16 protein-coding genes are annotated in these 14,629 nt (G+C 54.9%); 8 read left to right on the forward strand and 8 right to left on the reverse strand.

Features of this window, described 5'->3' with window-relative positions; all coding sequences use genetic code 11:
• Positions 1-77 precede the first annotated feature (77 nt).
• A complete protein-coding gene (locus tag KTE_RS48610; protein ID WP_236601008.1) occupies positions 78-242 on the reverse strand; it encodes a hypothetical protein in 165 nt (54 codons plus the stop codon).
• 174 nt (positions 243-416) lie between these two features.
• Entirely contained in the window at positions 417-926 is a 510-nt protein-coding gene (locus KTE_RS48615; RefSeq protein WP_236601009.1) for an ATP-binding protein, read from the reverse strand.
• A gap of 112 nt (positions 927-1,038) precedes the next feature.
• Here KTE_RS48615 and KTE_RS44855 point away from each other — a divergent pair, with 112 nt between their 5' ends.
• On the forward strand, positions 1,039-2,028 hold the full coding sequence (locus KTE_RS44855; RefSeq protein WP_201393746.1) for a pentapeptide repeat-containing protein: 990 nt from the start codon (positions 1,039-1,041) through the stop codon (positions 2,026-2,028).
• A 77-nt stretch (positions 2,029-2,105) separates the two neighbouring features.
• On the opposite strand, the gene KTE_RS44860 is transcribed toward KTE_RS44855, so the two are convergent.
• The gene (locus tag KTE_RS44860) at positions 2,106-2,405 is read right to left on the reverse strand and encodes a hypothetical protein (RefSeq protein ID WP_201393748.1); all 300 of its coding nucleotides are present in this window, start codon (positions 2,403-2,405) and stop codon (positions 2,106-2,108) included.
• 2 nt (positions 2,406-2,407) lie between these two features.
• Here KTE_RS44860 and KTE_RS50360 point away from each other — a divergent pair, with 2 nt between their 5' ends.
• On the forward strand, positions 2,408-2,578 hold the full coding sequence (locus KTE_RS50360) for a Tn3 family transposase (RefSeq protein ID WP_201393750.1): 171 nt from the start codon (positions 2,408-2,410) through the stop codon (positions 2,576-2,578).
• Here KTE_RS50360 and KTE_RS44870 read toward each other — a convergent pair.
• The 3 genes from KTE_RS44870 to KTE_RS44880 all read right to left on the reverse strand — a co-directional run bounded on the left by KTE_RS44870 (position 2,562) and on the right by KTE_RS44880 (position 7,602).
• Positions 2,562-3,935 (reverse strand): serine hydrolase, encoded by a 1,374-nt coding sequence (locus tag KTE_RS44870; protein ID WP_201393752.1) that lies wholly within the window; start codon positions 3,933-3,935, stop codon positions 2,562-2,564. The genes KTE_RS50360 and KTE_RS44870 overlap by 17 nt on opposite strands.
• A gap of 52 nt (positions 3,936-3,987) precedes the next feature.
• Complete coding sequence (locus tag KTE_RS49355; protein WP_307812079.1) at positions 3,988-4,314, reverse strand: hypothetical protein; 327 nt, start codon at positions 4,312-4,314, stop codon at positions 3,988-3,990.
• A 114-nt stretch (positions 4,315-4,428) separates the two neighbouring features.
• A complete protein-coding gene (locus KTE_RS44880) occupies positions 4,429-7,602 on the reverse strand; it encodes a LuxR C-terminal-related transcriptional regulator (protein WP_201393754.1) in 3,174 nt (1,057 codons plus the stop codon).
• Between the two features lie 195 nt (positions 7,603-7,797).
• Between KTE_RS44880 and KTE_RS44885 the strand changes: the two genes are divergently transcribed.
• Positions 7,798-7,947, forward strand: a complete 150-nt coding sequence (locus KTE_RS44885; protein ID WP_201393756.1) for a hypothetical protein — start codon at positions 7,798-7,800, stop codon at positions 7,945-7,947.
• Positions 7,948-8,093: 146 nt separating this feature from the next.
• Positions 8,094-8,804, forward strand: coding sequence for a hypothetical protein (locus tag KTE_RS44890; protein WP_201393758.1), 711 nt, complete (start codon positions 8,094-8,096; stop codon positions 8,802-8,804).
• Positions 8,805-8,865: 61 nt separating this feature from the next.
• Here KTE_RS44890 and KTE_RS44895 read toward each other — a convergent pair whose 3' ends face one another.
• Positions 8,866-9,483 carry a LysE family translocator gene (locus KTE_RS44895; protein WP_201393760.1) on the reverse strand — a complete coding sequence of 206 codons (618 nt, stop codon included), beginning with the start codon at positions 9,481-9,483 and terminating at the stop codon, positions 8,866-8,868.
• A 368-nt stretch (positions 9,484-9,851) separates the two neighbouring features.
• Between KTE_RS44895 and KTE_RS44900 the strand changes: the two genes are divergently transcribed.
• The 4 genes from KTE_RS44900 to KTE_RS44915 all read left to right on the forward strand — a co-directional run bounded on the left by KTE_RS44900 (position 9,852) and on the right by KTE_RS44915 (position 13,497).
• Positions 9,852-10,322, forward strand: coding sequence for a MarR family winged helix-turn-helix transcriptional regulator (locus KTE_RS44900; protein WP_201393762.1), 471 nt, complete (start codon positions 9,852-9,854; stop codon positions 10,320-10,322).
• Positions 10,323-10,485: 163 nt separating this feature from the next.
• Positions 10,486-11,487, forward strand: a complete 1,002-nt coding sequence (locus KTE_RS44905; protein WP_201393764.1) for a nitrilase-related carbon-nitrogen hydrolase — start codon at positions 10,486-10,488, stop codon at positions 11,485-11,487.
• Between the two features lie 188 nt (positions 11,488-11,675).
• Positions 11,676-12,605, forward strand: a complete 930-nt coding sequence (locus tag KTE_RS44910; protein WP_201393766.1) for an SDR family NAD(P)-dependent oxidoreductase — start codon at positions 11,676-11,678, stop codon at positions 12,603-12,605.
• A 169-nt stretch (positions 12,606-12,774) separates the two neighbouring features.
• Positions 12,775-13,497, forward strand: coding sequence for a hypothetical protein (locus KTE_RS44915; protein ID WP_201393768.1), 723 nt, complete (start codon positions 12,775-12,777; stop codon positions 13,495-13,497).
• 238 nt (positions 13,498-13,735) lie between these two features.
• Here KTE_RS44915 and KTE_RS44920 read toward each other — a convergent pair whose 3' ends face one another.
• Complete coding sequence (locus KTE_RS44920; protein ID WP_201393770.1) at positions 13,736-14,617, reverse strand: RNA polymerase sigma-70 factor; 882 nt, start codon at positions 14,615-14,617, stop codon at positions 13,736-13,738.
• Positions 14,618-14,629 lie beyond the last annotated feature (12 nt).

The following is a 14,629-nucleotide window of genomic DNA, read 5'->3' on the forward strand; positions in this document are numbered from 1 at the left end:
GCTTCCTTCTCTCGCATTACTTGACCAACGCTCTAAGAGCGTATCTTGAAGGGCACGGCCCACTTACTCCGTGTCCCTCATCTTTCTGCCAACATCTCAGCCAGGGCACGTCCATGTTGAATGGTGTGCCCTGTCTTGGCTTCAATTGCTAACGTCCCTTCCATCACAGCTCGATCCTCTTGGGTATAGTAGCCAGTACGCAGCTGCTCGGGACTCTTGAGAAAGCACATCACGCACGACATCCGAGGGCCCCCTCAATATCCGTTTCTTACATATCCTGCTGGGTCATACCTTGAAGCTCATAGCAATAATGAGGCTCAACCTGGTAGGCTCGCATCTTCTGAAAGACCTCGATCCGTCGTCAGGAAAGCACGGGCCGCCATTCATGCATCCATCCCTGCTTCAGACCAGAACGCTCACGCCACACAGATCACTGGATGATCACTCAGCAGTTGAGCATGAGCTCTGGCCCACGAGTTGAAGTTGTCACGCTTGAAGTAGGATGTACAGAAACGAACTGACAATGAGGGCCATGCTTGCCGCCATTCCACCAGGTCAAGCACACTTTCAACTTGGCGCAAGTACTTTGCTTGACGAGAGCCACACGCCCGACACCAGGGGATAGAGAGTGTAGCACCTGAAACGAGGTAGCGATGATGACACTCCCCACACTCATAGCCGCTGTAGCTTGCCTGTGTGCAGTAGAGAGGAACACCTAACCGTCGGCAAACCATTTCACAATACTCCACTGTTCCAGGCCAGTCTTCCAACACAATTTGATGGTGAGCAATCACCAGTTCATGAGGAACCGTTTCTAGCACCTGAAGCAGCATAGCTATGCTGTCCTTCCCGCCACTCACAGAGACTACAACCCGTGTTGGTTGACGCTGGCCAGCAATGTATTCATCCAAGATAGAGATGCCCATTGTTTCACCTCATAAGAAAAGCCCTCTTAACACTGGCTAGAGGGCTGATTAACTGTTCTTGTTCTGTCGTCGGTTACAATAGGTATATATGCTAGAGAAGAGGAAAAGCACTGTGATACAAAAAAACGCATTTTGGTGGGCAATGCAAAAAAAGAGAATTGTCACAATCATAGGAGCCATGATATGTGTAGGTTTCGTCGCACTTTCACAATATCAAACACCTAAGTCTCTTTGGGAATGGATGCAACTCCTCATTGTACCTCTCGTACTTGCTATTGGTGGTTTCTTGCTCAATCGCACTGCAAGTAAAACTGAACAAGAAAAAACTGAAAAACGGTATCAAAATGATCACAAAATTGCCAAGGACAAACAGAGAGCGGATTTGCTTCAAACCTATCTTGATCATATGTCAGATTTGCTCTTAAAAGAAAACTTACGAATGTCCCAGCCAGATTCTGAGGTTCGTAACGTGGCACGAATACGAACAATCACCGTCTTAGGTCAGCTTGATACGCCTCGCGTTAACCATGTACTCTCCTTCTTACGAGAAGCAAAGCTAGTGACAGCTCAGCAAGGAGAAAGTGTCGTTTCTTTCAGTGGAGCAGATATGAGAGGCATAGATCTTAAAGGGGGTTGTGCCTATGAGATAGACCTCAGCGGAGCTAACCTCAGCCAAGCCGATCTCAGCGGTGCTAACCTCAGCCAAGCCGGTCTCAGCCAAGCCAACCTTAGCCAAGCTGACCTCAGCAGGGCGGACCTCAGCGGTGCCGACCTCAGCAGAGCCGACCTCAGCGAAGCCAACCTCAGCGAAGCCAACCTCAACGAAGCCAACCTCAACAGAGCCAGCCTCATCGAAGCCAACTTCAGCTTCGCCAACTTCAGCTTCGCCAACTTCAGCTTCGCCAACTTCAGCTTCGCCAATCTCAGCGAAGCCGACCTTAGCAGAGCCGACCTTAGCAGAGCCGACCTTAGCAGAGCCCTCCGACTCAGCGAAGCCAACCTCAGCGGAGTTGACCTCAGCGAAGCTAACCCCAGCGAAACCATTGTTTCCCAAGCATTAAATGTCACGGAGGAACAGTTCGGGAAAGCGAAGGCTCATTAGAATCAACCCTTATAGCAGCTACTATAAGGGTTGGTTATACCACCTTGTAGCCCTACTAATAGGGGTTCAGGTGTTCTTTAAGTGCTTCTCTGAATGATGGCGCTGAACCCTTGCCAATCCTTCAGAAATATGGCCCGGTCCATAACCTGGATGTTCAGGCGCGAGGAGTCGACGAGGCGGACAGTCTGCGCATCTCCCCCGGCCAGGACGACGATATGCTCTCCACCAAATGCCGGAGGGGGAAAGCTCACAATGCTTGGTTCTCCCTGTTGTGCCAGTGCAATCAGCTCATCGAGGCTATGCACGTGGCTAGTAGCGGTGCCCAGGCCAAAGCGTGCAGCCGTACGTGTGATCCCATCTTCATCGAGTAGACCCAACTGTGCAGAAACTGCGTGAGGTCATTCACTCTACCACTAACAAGGTGGAACAATTCAATGCATTTAGCAAGTGGCTCTTTTTCGGGGGTGAGGGTCGTATTGGTGATAACACGCCAAAGGAGCAAGAGAAACGGATTTGTTCCTCACAGACTCAGACTATTGGACACGACTGAATAAGCGGCCAGCGAGGTCTACTCCCACGACCACGCCACTCGTGTCGCGGGTGAAAAAGCCGCGTTGCCCCTTGAGAGCGCCGTCGGTGATGATGTACTCATCTTTGGAGCCTGCCAGCAGACCGAAAGCGAACGGCGCGTAGTCCTGGGGCAGTTCCTGGTTAGCAGCCGCACGGATCTCCGGTTTTATCAACACCTCGAGCCTGAGTCCAGCCCCAACCGTGTCAATGGTAAACGTCATCATCTCGTTCTCGTAGTTACCGACAATCTCTTGGGCTCGCGCCGCATCAAACGAGATTGGCTCCGGGTCGCGGTCGATGATCCCCAGGTAGTTCTCAAGCGCCCAGCGGACGACTTCCTGATTGAAGGGGATGCCATCCGGGCCAGCGTTGGTCAGCGATATGACCGCGAATTTGCGCTCAGGGACGAGAAGCAGTTCGGAGAACTGGCCGTTTGCTGACCCGCCGTGTCCGACGGTGCGCACGCCGTCCACGTCGCGCAGGAACCAGCAGAGACCAATGGCGTCGCCAAGGGTACTCGCTCGCAATTCAGCCGTGGAATCCTTCATCTGATGCAGCACATGTGTGGGGAGCACCCGGATGCCGCTTTCTGCGTGGCCGTCACCAAGATGGAACCGGCCCCAGCGCAGCAGGTCTGCCGTCGAGGATGCGATGCCCCCACCAGGGTTGTCGCCGCGCGAATGCCGCCACGGACGCGCAATGGACAGAGTTCCGTCCTGGCTACGGTCGTGTCCGACCGCGAACCGCCGAGTCATGATGTCATCGCGCGCGAAGAAACTGTGCGACAGCCCCAGTGGCTCAAAGACGAGCGAAGCAACGGCCTGCTCGAACGTCTGGCCCGTGATTTTCTCGATGAGGCGTCCGAGCAGGTTGTATCCCGCCTGACTGTAAGAGACTCGGCTACCAAGAGGAGCGATCAGATCAACTTCAGCCATCTTCGCCACATAGCGTTCCAGAGCGTCGTCCCCTTCACCGGTGTCGGCGTTGACTCTCCAGTCTAGCCCGGAGGTGTGGTTGAGCAGGTTCAGCACCGTGACTTTGTCCGCTGCCTGTGTATCCTTCAGCTGAAGCTCTGGGATATAGCGGCGTACTGGCGCGTTCAGCTCGACCTTCCCCTCTGCGACCAGACACATGAGCGTGGTTGCCGTAAAGGATTTCGTGATCGAACCCAGAGCAAACAGGGTGTTCTGATCGATGGGGAGTGGGTTATCGACGCTCGTCACTCCGTGGCAGGCATAGATCTCCTTACCGTCCAACCACACCCCAACGGCAACGCCTGGTATGTTGAACTTCTTGAATGTTGTCTCGACAAAATCGGTTAATGTGATATGCGACATTTCTCTTTCCTTTTCCTGGCACACTTAAAATTGACAATAAACAAGCTTTCCATCACCTTACCAATTCTGGCCTGTCATCTGCCTGGCTGCGGCATTGAGATGGTTCAATTGGTTCTCCTTGTTTCGATGAAGGAGCAGCGGGATGGTTCGTATCCTGTCTGCGACGCTCTTGCGCTTCCGGAGTCTCGTATGTTTCCAGGGAGAGCAAGATCAAACCCAGACTGTTGATCTTGAGCAGTACTCGATAGAGCGCCGCTTGATCGAGCAGCGATCCGCAGAGCACCGTTTTGTTCGATGCTTCTGGGAGAATCTGAAGATCCTCAAACCATTCTTGCCAGGACGGGTCCAGATGTCCTTTGATGGAAATGCGGTATCGCATCTATGGCGCTTTCCTCCCTTCGTTCAAGATGGTTGAAGTATATAGCGCCATCGAGTGAGGAGAGATCACCCAATGGGGTGGTTGTGAGCGGGTGAGAGGAGAGAGAAGGGGAAGCTAGAGCAAGGACAAGTGCCGTGCCGCCTCACTGGCTTCGACACGGTTGTGAACGTTCAACTTGCCATAGAGGCTTTGGACATGAGTTTTCACGGTATTAAGCGAGATCACCAGTTCACGGGCAATCTCCGGATTGGATCGCCCGGCGACCAGCAGACACAAAACTCGTTGCTCCTGCGAACTCAGCGGTTCCATGTGCAACGGCTTCTTCCCTGCAGATGGGGTATCTTTTGCATGCAGAGGAGGGGATTCCTGAGCAAACGCACGCAAGAGGGTTCGCACAAAGGAAATCAGGGACGCCTCGCGGAGCTCTGGCAGCAGCGTTTTCAGCAGGGTTTCCATTGCCCGACCTTCATCCAGGAAGAGGCGTTGATAGTTTTCCGGTTGCGCCAGTTTTAACGCCTCTCGCAGAGAGGATCTGGCCTGGGTGGCTTCTTGAGGGACAAAGTGGGCCAGGGAGACGAGAATCTGAATTTCCAGAACGCTCCGCTTGCGGCCCTGAGCCTGGGCCTTCTCTTTCCAGAAAACCAACGCTTTCAAAGCGGTTTCCCCCCTCTTTTGGGCAATGCACAAACGCGCCAGGAGCAGTGCTTCTTCCTGCTGGAGCATGAGTGGGAGCTCTTCCTCCTGTTCGGGTGCTTGGGACTGACCAGCCTGTTGCTTTTCCTGCATCCATAGTTCGACCATGGAGAGATCTCCATCGATCAGGTGCAGTCGTGCCCGGCAAGCGCGTATCGCTCTCACAGACCAGGGGAAGCGAGTATGCATCTCCCATTTCGAGAGCACATCCTGGGCCTGAGCTGTTTCTCCAGATGTATGCAGCAGGCGAGCCTGGATGAGTGCGCCCGATGCCAGAACGTGGACCCCTGCCTCCAGCTTTTCTCGGAGTGCCAGCGCTTGAGACAGAGAGCGCTGCGCGCTTGCGAGATCATTGCGCTCATAGGAAAGCTGAGCAAGGCTATGATAAGCCCATGAGGTGAAGAAAGGGTCTTTGCCTCCTGTTGACAGAAACTGCTGGCGGAAGATCTCCTGGTCTTCATCGAAGAGGGCCAGAGCTTGCTGGTAGTAACGGGAAGCTCTGTTCAGTTCGCCTTTTTGTAGGCATACTTCTCCCAACAGAAGGGATGCACAGAACATGGCAACAAGAGAATCAATCTGTTTTGCCTTCCTGTGGGCTTCCAGAAAGGATCGCCCAGCCACATCCATATCGCCTGCAAGGAAGGCCTCTAATCCATTGGCTAAAATGGTGTCGGGATAGAGAAAACTGTGCTCGGAAAGCAATGGTTGGGCCTGACGAGCGAAGGCAAGTGTACGCGTAAGATCTTCTTGATAGAAGGCAAGCTCGGCGTGCAGCTGCAATGCTTCTCCCAGTTTGTCCCATTGTTGCTTTGCCTCAAAGCCCTGCTCTGCCCACTGGATAAGCTGCTCAGAACGTGCCCAGGAGTCAGATGAATGCCGATCTGTGGTAAACATCAAGGCGAGCACATACCAGGAACAGAGTTCCGGTTGAGCTTGTATGATCTCCTCCGGCAGCTGTTTTAGCCAGGAGCACAGCAGATGATACTCATTGCGAAAACTGTTCGGGGCCGCAAAGCGTTCGATCAGCATTGCCGCACGGGAAAATTCTTCGCACGTCAGAGCCGCTTCAATTGCCTCTGGCAACAGCCTCTGTTGCTCATACCATCGACTCGCTTTGCTACTCAATGAACGCATGGTGGCTAGACCCAGGCGACGCCGAGCTTCGTGCTGCATTGCCTGCGCCCAGAGGGCGTGATAGCGATACCATTGCCCACTCTCATCCACGGGTTGGAGAAAGAGATTGGCCCGCTCCACCTGTTCGAGCAGGCGCTCACTATCATCTCTGCCCGTGATGGCGTTGCAGAGCGAGGCGCTTAAGAGGTTGAGCCCGCTCGTCTGGAGCAAGAAAACTTGCACATCTTTCGACAGGCTGGCGAGAATCTCTTCACGCAGGTAATCGAGGAAGAAGCGCTGGCTCCCTCTGAGCATTTGCACACCAGCAGAAGGATCAGTCTGTTTCCGGAGGAAGAGAGCTGCCAGCTGCAGGCTGGCAATCCAGCCTTCGGTGCGGGTTTCCAACAGTTCGATATCGCGCTCTGAGAGGGGAAGGCCCATGCTCTGAGTGAGAAAGTGCTGCGCTTCTTCCCGTGTAAAGCGCAGATCAGTGTCGCGGATCTCGAGCATTTGCCCGCGCGCACGAAAGCGAGAGAGGGGAAGATCCGGGTCAACGCGACTGGCCAGCACCAGATGCACATGGGATGGCAGATGCTCTATCCAGAAGGTCAGGGAGGCGTGAATGGTCGGCTCGTCGATCACATGATAGTCATCCAGGATCAGCAGAACAAGCGAGGTCTCCGCGCTCCTGTCGGCCAACTCATTGAGGAGGATCGTCAAGCCAGGAGAAAGAGATCCAGTTGCTTGCAGCAGGGCGGACGCACGCTCTCCAATCTCTGGCCAACATCTGCGCAGGGCCGCGATCAGCGAGACCCAAAAGCGCGTTGGGTCGTTGTCCAACGCCTCCAGAGACAGCCAGGCGACGGCCTGGGGATGCCTGTACGCCCACGCGGAGAGCAGGGTGGTCTTGCCCCAGCCAGCGGATGCAGAGAGCAAGGTCAGCGGGCGGGACAGAGTGGTATCCAGGGCCGAGAGGAGACGCTCCCGGACGACGAGGGTGGCAGGCAGACGGGGAGGGGAGAGCCTGGTCATCACCATCGTTGCCCCGGACTCGAGGCCCGTTTGCCCAATGCTGGGAAAGATCTCGTTAGTGGCTTGGGCTGCCTGCAAGGAGGCAAGAGAGGCAGACGCATGCGGAGATTCAGGTGAAGGCTCCTGATTGAACGTCTGAAGGTTCTGTGCTGCCTCCTCTAAACGCGCGAAAGTCACGGTCTCACTCCGTCTGAGGTAGCGCTTCCTGGTCTGAACGGAGCTCGTTTGGTAGGCATACCAGTAGCCTGCTCCGCGTTTGCGCGATTCTTTGTAGACGCTGAGACGACCGTATTGGCCCTGGAAAGAGAAAGAGGTGTGCGTCGTTAACCAGAAGAACCACGGCTCCTCGACTCCTGACACGAACTGCACAGGTGGGAGGTCAGGGGCGTGGAGTTCATAGATGCTGCTCTCAGGAGACCAAATGAGGACATGACCGGGTGGTTTTGGCATACGCTCTGCTCCTTTGCTCGGTTCTTCCCAACTTCCCAACAAGTGTAGCAGAAACTAGCACAGCAGACAAACTGTGTTCTCCCATCGGAGGAGCCGCATCACAGGCCCATCCATTCATCTCTTCGCATCCGCTGTCATGATTTGTGTGCGAAGAGATCTTTTGGATCAGAACAGAAATGAAACAGTGCCGATAAGATGCTCTATACCCAGGGTGCCAATCGCCTGGTCATCGCCTATGACCTCAAAGACGCCAAGGAACTCTGGCACGGTCAGTACGGCGTTGACCTCGTCGACAAGATGGGTAACCACAGCGCCTCGATCCAACTTATAACCGTCGTCCCCTAGCCCATCAACATCCCCAAGCTTAAGCAAGCAGGCCCGTTTGGTGTTGCACTAGATGGGCCTGCTTGCTTGATTTTTGGCCGGAGAAACGTATGTAATTAATAAGCAGAACTATTTTTATGGTTGACAGTAAAGGAAGCATATATGTTATGTCGGAGCAGCAACAGGGAGGCATATCTGCGCGTAAGAATGGCGCATCTATCGTAGATGTGCGTGCTGTTCTTGATGCTGTACAAGCGGGCCAGGTAGAGAAGACATGGATGGTAGTACGCCCGCGGAAGCAACCAGAGAGTACCTATGCTACTGTTGATCTGCTTCTGATAGTGCTGGGTAATTTTTTCTATTGGACGTTTGGTGCTTTACTTCTCTACAATCTCAATTTGATCAAAAGCCCATGGGACCTCTGCACGTGTTTCCCTTTTCTATTGCTGACTGTCGCGGTTGAGGTGTTGGTGGTATGGATGGCCTTGAGTGTTAATCGATGGGCGAGAAAGCAAGAGCAACTGCACGCCAATGACGTCCTGGTTCTCACGCCTGAGGGTTTTATCGACTATAATCCCTGGAATGACGATGTAATTCGCAAGATTGTTGTCTTTAACTACGCAGAGATTGAGCGGATGACAGTGACCTTTTTAGCGTCAGAATTACTCTGGGACACCACCAACAGGTACGACTCTGATAGAGACCATCATTTGCCAGCGAGTAAGGGTATGGGCAATTTTAAGTTTACTATTTACTTGAAAAAGGGGATACGTGAGGAATGGTATCCACGCCCGCTATTTGACGAGCCATATGAGATTGTCAGGCGCATCACAGACGATTATGAGAAATATCGTCAGCTCTATGGTTTGGATGACTAAAACTTTGACGAGATGTCCCCCTTGAGATGTTGCCTGAAGGGAGACATCTTATGAGAGATAGCTAAAACTTGATGTTGAGCAGAATGAGCAGGCCGAAGAGGGCGATGCCACAGCCGGAGAGGCGGTTGATCCATAAAAGCCAGGTTGCGGTTAAGCGCTCGCGTAGCAGGCTGACGCCGCTGACGAGGATGAGCCACCAGAGCAGAGAGCCGAGAAAGATTGTCAGCGTGATGGCGAGCGCGGAGAGCGGACTACTCGTCGCACCCAGGCCGATGCCTGCAAAGATGAGGGCGAAAGAGAGTATGGTCAAGGGATTGGTCAGGGTGAGTAGGAGCGTCGTCACATAGGCTCTGGGCAGGTTGACGGCTGAGGCGCTGTGCGCGGCCTTGCGCGCTGGCTGCGTGAGCGCCGTGCGGCTGCCCAGGTAGATTAAGAAGATCCCTCCCAGTAGGTGAATCCACCAGTTCTGGCTGATGAGCAGGTCGGAGAGCGTGGTCAGGCCAAAGGCGGAGATGCTGGCGTAAAGCCCATCGGCGCTGGCGATGCCCAGGCCGGATACCAGGCCATAGCGATAGCCACGCGTTAACGTGCGCTGAATGCAGAGCAGGCTCATAGGGCCGACTGCTGCGGCGATAGAGATACCAATAAAGAGCGTGCGGAAGAAGGTCGCGATATCCATCTGAATACTCCTTACAAGAGGTTGAAAAAGGAAACAAAAAAACGCCAGACCTCATATCTCAGGTCTGGCGTTGGTTTTAGCCGTTAGCGGCTATGTGCTCTATGGAACTGTGGGAGAAGACATGCCCAGAGAACCAGACCTGTATAGGCGCTGGCTCTGCTGCTGTTGAATATATGTGTTTGTGCTAAGAAGTGGCATCACAGACATGTCTTTAATGGCCGATCCTTTTACCATATTATGCTTGAGTATAGCATAGTCGGCGGGAAAAGTCTGCTACCGTTTTAGCCCTTGCCAGGCCTTGACAGTATGTTGTATATACACTATACTGGAGACCAGGATGAATGTTGTATATACACCAAGTAGAGACTATGATGAGTACAGAGACTGAGACAGCCGATGCCGGCGTGGTTGGCGAGATCACTCGTAATTGCCTGCTCACACGCACGCGCCGCATATCGCGCATCATCACCAATATGTATGATCAGGCACTTCGGCCTTACGGCGTCAGTACTCCGCAGTTCTCATTGCTCGTGCTCATTGCGAAGCTTGGAGGAGCAAGTCGCGCTGAGATCGGACGTGCCAACTACCAGGAGTGCTCGACCCTGACACGCAATCTCGCGCTTCTCCTGACAGAGGGGTGGGTCGAGGAAATGGTTTCTGACCAAGGCGGTCGAAGCCGTCCACTGGTCCTCTCGCAGGCCGGCAGAGAATTACTGGTTTCGGCAGCATCTGCGTGGCGAGCAGCACAGGTAAGAGCCAAACAGTTGCTCGGCGAGGAAAGCATGACTGCCATCGTCGGCGTGGCCGACAGCATCTCGCTTGACGAACTCGTGGAGTAAGCGTCTCATAAAGTTGTATATGCAACATAAAGAGTAATGTATATGTAATATACAGTGTAGCCAGTTCCATCACATCAACCTCGTGGAGTAAGTGTCCCATTATGTTGCATATACAATATGCAACATAACGAATATTGTAACGCCAATTTGAAAGGAACATATAGTGAGCACCATCGTGAAAGCCGCCGCTGTTCAGATCAGCCCCGTGCTGTACAGCCGGAAGGGTACCGTCGAGAAGGTCGTGAAGAAGATCCGTGAGCTGGGCAAACAGGGTGTCCAGTTCGCGACCTTCCCCGAGACCGTCATTCCCTACTACCCCTATTTCTCCTTCGTGCAGTCAGCGTACGACATGCTGTTGGGGAAGGAGCATCAGCGTCTGCTCGAAGAGTCGGTCACGGTCCCGTCTGCCGAGACCCATGCGATTGGCGAGGCCGCGAAGGAGGCGAACATGGTCGTCTCGATCGGCGTCAATGAGCGCGATGGTGGCTCGATCTACAATACACAACTGCTCTTCGACGCGGATGGGACGCTGATCCAGCGCCGCCGCAAGATCACGCCAACCTATCAGGAGCGTATGATCTGGGGCCAGGGTGACGGCTCGGGCCTGCGCGCTGTCGAGAGCGCCGTTGGGCGCATCGGGCAGCTCGCCTGCTGGGAGCACTTCCAGCCGCTCGCGCGTTACGCGCTCATTGCCGATGGCGAGCAGATCCACTCGGCGATGTATCCCGGATCGTTCGCTGGCCAGCGGTTCGCGGAGAAGATGGAAGTGAGCATCCGCCAACACGCCCTCGAATCCGCTTGCTTTGTCGTCAACGCGACGGCGTGGCTCGATGCCGATCAGCAGGCACGACTCATGAAGGATACGGGGTGTGCTATCGAGCCGATTTCCGGCGGCTGCTTCACCGCCATTGTGAACCCGGAAGGCCAGATCATCGGCGAGCCTCTCACAGCTGGTGAAGGCGAAGTGATTGCCGATCTTGACTTCGCTCTCATCGACTACCGCAAGAGACTTATGGACGCGCGTGGTCACTACAGCCGCCCCGAACTGCTCAGTCTGCTGATCGATCGGACGCCCGCGTTGCCCGTCCATGAGCGCACCGCGTACCCGAAGGCTGAGGACTTACACGCGGCTATCAACAAAGAGAGGATCGTCGAGGTCCTGTAATCCCGCCGTTTGCCCCACAAACACCTGCCGCCCCGGATCCAGCATGGTCGGGGATACATCAGACACACGGCAGACGCCGAGGTTCCATCAAGAGGTATCCTGTCCGGTGACGATCAGACCCTAGAACACACCGAACTCCGAACGCCTCCCAACCCATCTGAACCTAACTACAAATAAGGAGTATGACGATGAAATTCACACATGACAGCCCGATCCTTGTGACTGGAGCGGCCGGCAATCTCGGTGCCATCGGCCGCAACCTCACTGCATTGCTGCTCGCCAAGGGGCATAAGGTACGCGCCTTGGTCCGGCGGGAGGATGAGCGTGCTGAAGCGTTGCGCCAGCTCGGTGCCGAGGTTGTGCAGGGCGACCTGACGGATCTCGCCTCGATGCACCGCGCGATCGAAGGGTGCGCGCGCATCTATTTCGGCATGTCTGTCTCTGCGGCGTATCTGGAAGCCACAGTCAACACTGCTGCGGTGGCGCGCCACCACGGCGTCGAGGCTTTTGTGAACATGTCGCAGATGACGGTCTCGCAGATGAGCATCACCGAGACTACAGACAGCCGGCAGCAAAAGCTGCACTGGCTGGCGGAGCAGGCACTTTCATGGTCGGGACTGCCGGTTGTCACGGTTCGACCGACGGTCTTCCTCGAAAGCTTCTTCCTGCTTTTCGCCGCTGCGAGCGTACGAGAAGCCGACGAGTTGGCGCTGCCGATGGGTAGTGGCAAGACCTCGCCTATCTCGGCTGTCGATGTGGCGCGCGCCGTATCCGTCATCCTTGATGACCCGGTCCCGCACATCGGTCAGGTGTACAACTTGACCGGATTTGAGTCGTCCGATCTCGACCACTACGCGCGCGTCTTTTCCGAGGCACTCGGCCGGACGATTCGCTATCGCGACGTGCCGCTCCCTCTATGGACCGATAAGCTTCGAGAGGCAGGGGTGCCTCTGCATGTCGTCAACCATCTCGGGGTGATGGCCGACCTACACGCGCAGGGGCGTTATGACCGCATGACTGACGACTTTTTCAAGCTTACCGGCGAGATGCCGACAAGCGTGCACGACTTCGTGAAGCTCCATACCGCTGAATTCACGCGGCATGAAACCACGGCTTGAGGGTTCAATGAGCGTGTAGGACCGGAGGACGCGAATGCTGTATCGTCTCCTTCTCGACTCCAGTCAAAGACCGGACAGTTGGAAATCGGCCATATTCGCGCTTTCAGTTTAGCGCCCATGCACGAAACCGCTTCAAAGAGTTTTTAAAATTCGATTCCAGGAGGAACACATGCACGACCTTCTCGCACGTGCCATTGCCGCACATGGCGGCCTTGATCGCTGGAACACATTCAAGGGGGTGACGGCTACCATCGTCACCGGTGGGGGCTTGTGGCCGATGAAGGGTCTTGAGCAGGATCCCAATCCCCGTGAGGAGACGGTCACGCTTCATGAGGAAACTGCGTCCGTCAGCCCGTTTGGCCAGCCGGACTGGCACACCGCTTTCACGCCCGATCGGATCGCGATCGAAACCACCACGGGTGCCGTTGTCAGCGAGCGCCTCGATCCAAGGGCCTCTTTCGTCGACCACGTGATGAACACTCCATGGGATCCGCTTCAGCGTGCCTACTTCAATGGCTATGCAATGTGGACCTACCTCACGACGCCATTCCTTCTGGCCATGCCCGGCTTCGAGGTCGCTGAAATCTCGCCCTGGCAAGAAGGTGGGGAGCTCTGGCGCGGGTTGCGTGCGCGGTTTCCAGACGCGATCGCCAGCCATAGCAAAGAACAAGACTTCTACTTCGGCGACGATTTTCTCCTGCGTCGGCACGACTACCACGTCGATGTGGCAGGTGGCTTTCCGGCGGCGCAATATGTCTACGATATTGTGGAGGCCGAGGGGCTCCGCTTTCCGACCAAGCGCCGTGCATATGTGCGTGGGCCAGGTCTGAAACCGATTCGCGATCTGCTGATGGTCTCGATCGATCTGAGTAATTTCCGACTCACGACCTGATGCATTTTCAATAGGCCCTTTGGTGTATTTTTAACGAAAGAATACAGGCCTCTGGGGAACAACAGAACGGATTTGCACAATAAGGGGATGAAGTGTCTTAGGGAGCAGGCCGACAGAGAGCATGTCAATCTGACAATGCAATCCTATCACTCAAAGCTGAAAGTTTTGCTGGGGCTCCCGGACTGAGCCCCAGCCTGCAGCATCAAAGGAAGATGTGTAGCGACAGCGCGATGGGCGATTACCGTGTTTTGTTTTGTAACCAGCGTAATTTATCAGGGTTGGCCACGGCGTAGATATTCCGAATGCGCTCGCCTTCAATGTCGAGCAGCAGGACGCCGTAGGGACGGCCATCTACATAGCCAACGATGGCGGGCTGGCCATTGACCTCTTCTCTGCGCGACTGCATGATTGATAGCAGCGGGCGTAGACCGGCAATAGAGCCGTGTGCCACCTTGTCGCGCCCGCGAACTCTGTGTCCAAGGCGAACTTTGCCGCCGCTATCGCCGGTGAAGACAATGTCTTCGGTCAGAAGGTTTAGCAATCCCTGCATGTCGCCGCCGTTGCTGGCACGCATGAACTGATCGGTAATACGTTCCTGCTGCTCATGGGAAACGTTGAAACGCGGGCTGCGCTCTCCCAGGTGCTGCTGGGCGCGGTGAAAGATCTGGCGGCAGTTGGCTTCGCTTTTCCCTATAACAACGGCAATTTCGCTATATGGATATTCGAAGACTTCGTGCAGCAAGAACGCCGCTCGTTCCAGCGGCCCAAGCTTCTCCAACATGATCAGAAAAGCGAACGAGAGCGATTCGGCCAGAACGGTTGTATCAACCAGCTCTGGCCGGAGATCCGTGGCGATTGGCTCCGGTAGCCACGGGCCAACATATACTTCGCGCTGCGCTCTGGCTGAGCGCAGTTGGTTGATGCAGAGCCGTACCACAATAGTCGAGAGGTAAGCTCTGGAAGATTGTACCTCTTCTCTGGCCTCCTGCATCCAGCGCAAAAACGCCTCCTGAACAATATCTTCAGCATCCGTAGCGCTGCCTAACATACGATACGCAATGGAAAAGAGCAGTACCCGGTACTGCTCGAATATTTGTGTGGTGGTTTCAGATGTGTTCACGGCTCTATCTGA

This window comes from Ktedonobacter sp. SOSP1-85 (assembly GCF_016587415.1).
In the GTDB taxonomy this organism is placed as follows: domain Bacteria; phylum Chloroflexota; class Ktedonobacteria; order Ktedonobacterales; family Ktedonobacteraceae; genus Ktedonobacter.

Coding starts and splice junctions, on each gene's coding strand:
- KTE_RS48610 (WP_236601008.1), bottom strand. CDS start 242: ATGTCGTGCGTGATGTGCTTTCTCAAGAGTCCCGAGCAGCTGCGTACT.
- KTE_RS48615 (WP_236601009.1), bottom strand. CDS start 926: ATGGGCATCTCTATCTTGGATGAATACATTGCTGGCCAGCGTCAACCA.
- KTE_RS44870 (WP_201393752.1), bottom strand. CDS start 3,935: ATGTCGCATATCACATTAACCGATTTTGTCGAGACAACATTCAAGAAG.
- KTE_RS49355 (WP_307812079.1), bottom strand. CDS start 4,314: ATGCGATACCGCATTTCCATCAAAGGACATCTGGACCCGTCCTGGCAA.
- KTE_RS44880 (WP_201393754.1), bottom strand. CDS start 7,602: ATGCCAAAACCACCCGGTCATGTCCTCATTTGGTCTCCTGAGAGCAGC.
- KTE_RS44885 (WP_201393756.1), top strand. CDS start 7,798: ATGCTCTATACCCAGGGTGCCAATCGCCTGGTCATCGCCTATGACCTC.
- KTE_RS44890 (WP_201393758.1), top strand. CDS start 8,094: ATGTCGGAGCAGCAACAGGGAGGCATATCTGCGCGTAAGAATGGCGCA.
- KTE_RS44895 (WP_201393760.1), bottom strand. CDS start 9,483: ATGGATATCGCGACCTTCTTCCGCACGCTCTTTATTGGTATCTCTATC.
- KTE_RS44900 (WP_201393762.1), top strand. CDS start 9,852: ATGATGAGTACAGAGACTGAGACAGCCGATGCCGGCGTGGTTGGCGAG.
- KTE_RS44910 (WP_201393766.1), top strand. CDS start 11,676: ATGAAATTCACACATGACAGCCCGATCCTTGTGACTGGAGCGGCCGGC.
- KTE_RS44915 (WP_201393768.1), top strand. CDS start 12,775: ATGCACGACCTTCTCGCACGTGCCATTGCCGCACATGGCGGCCTTGAT.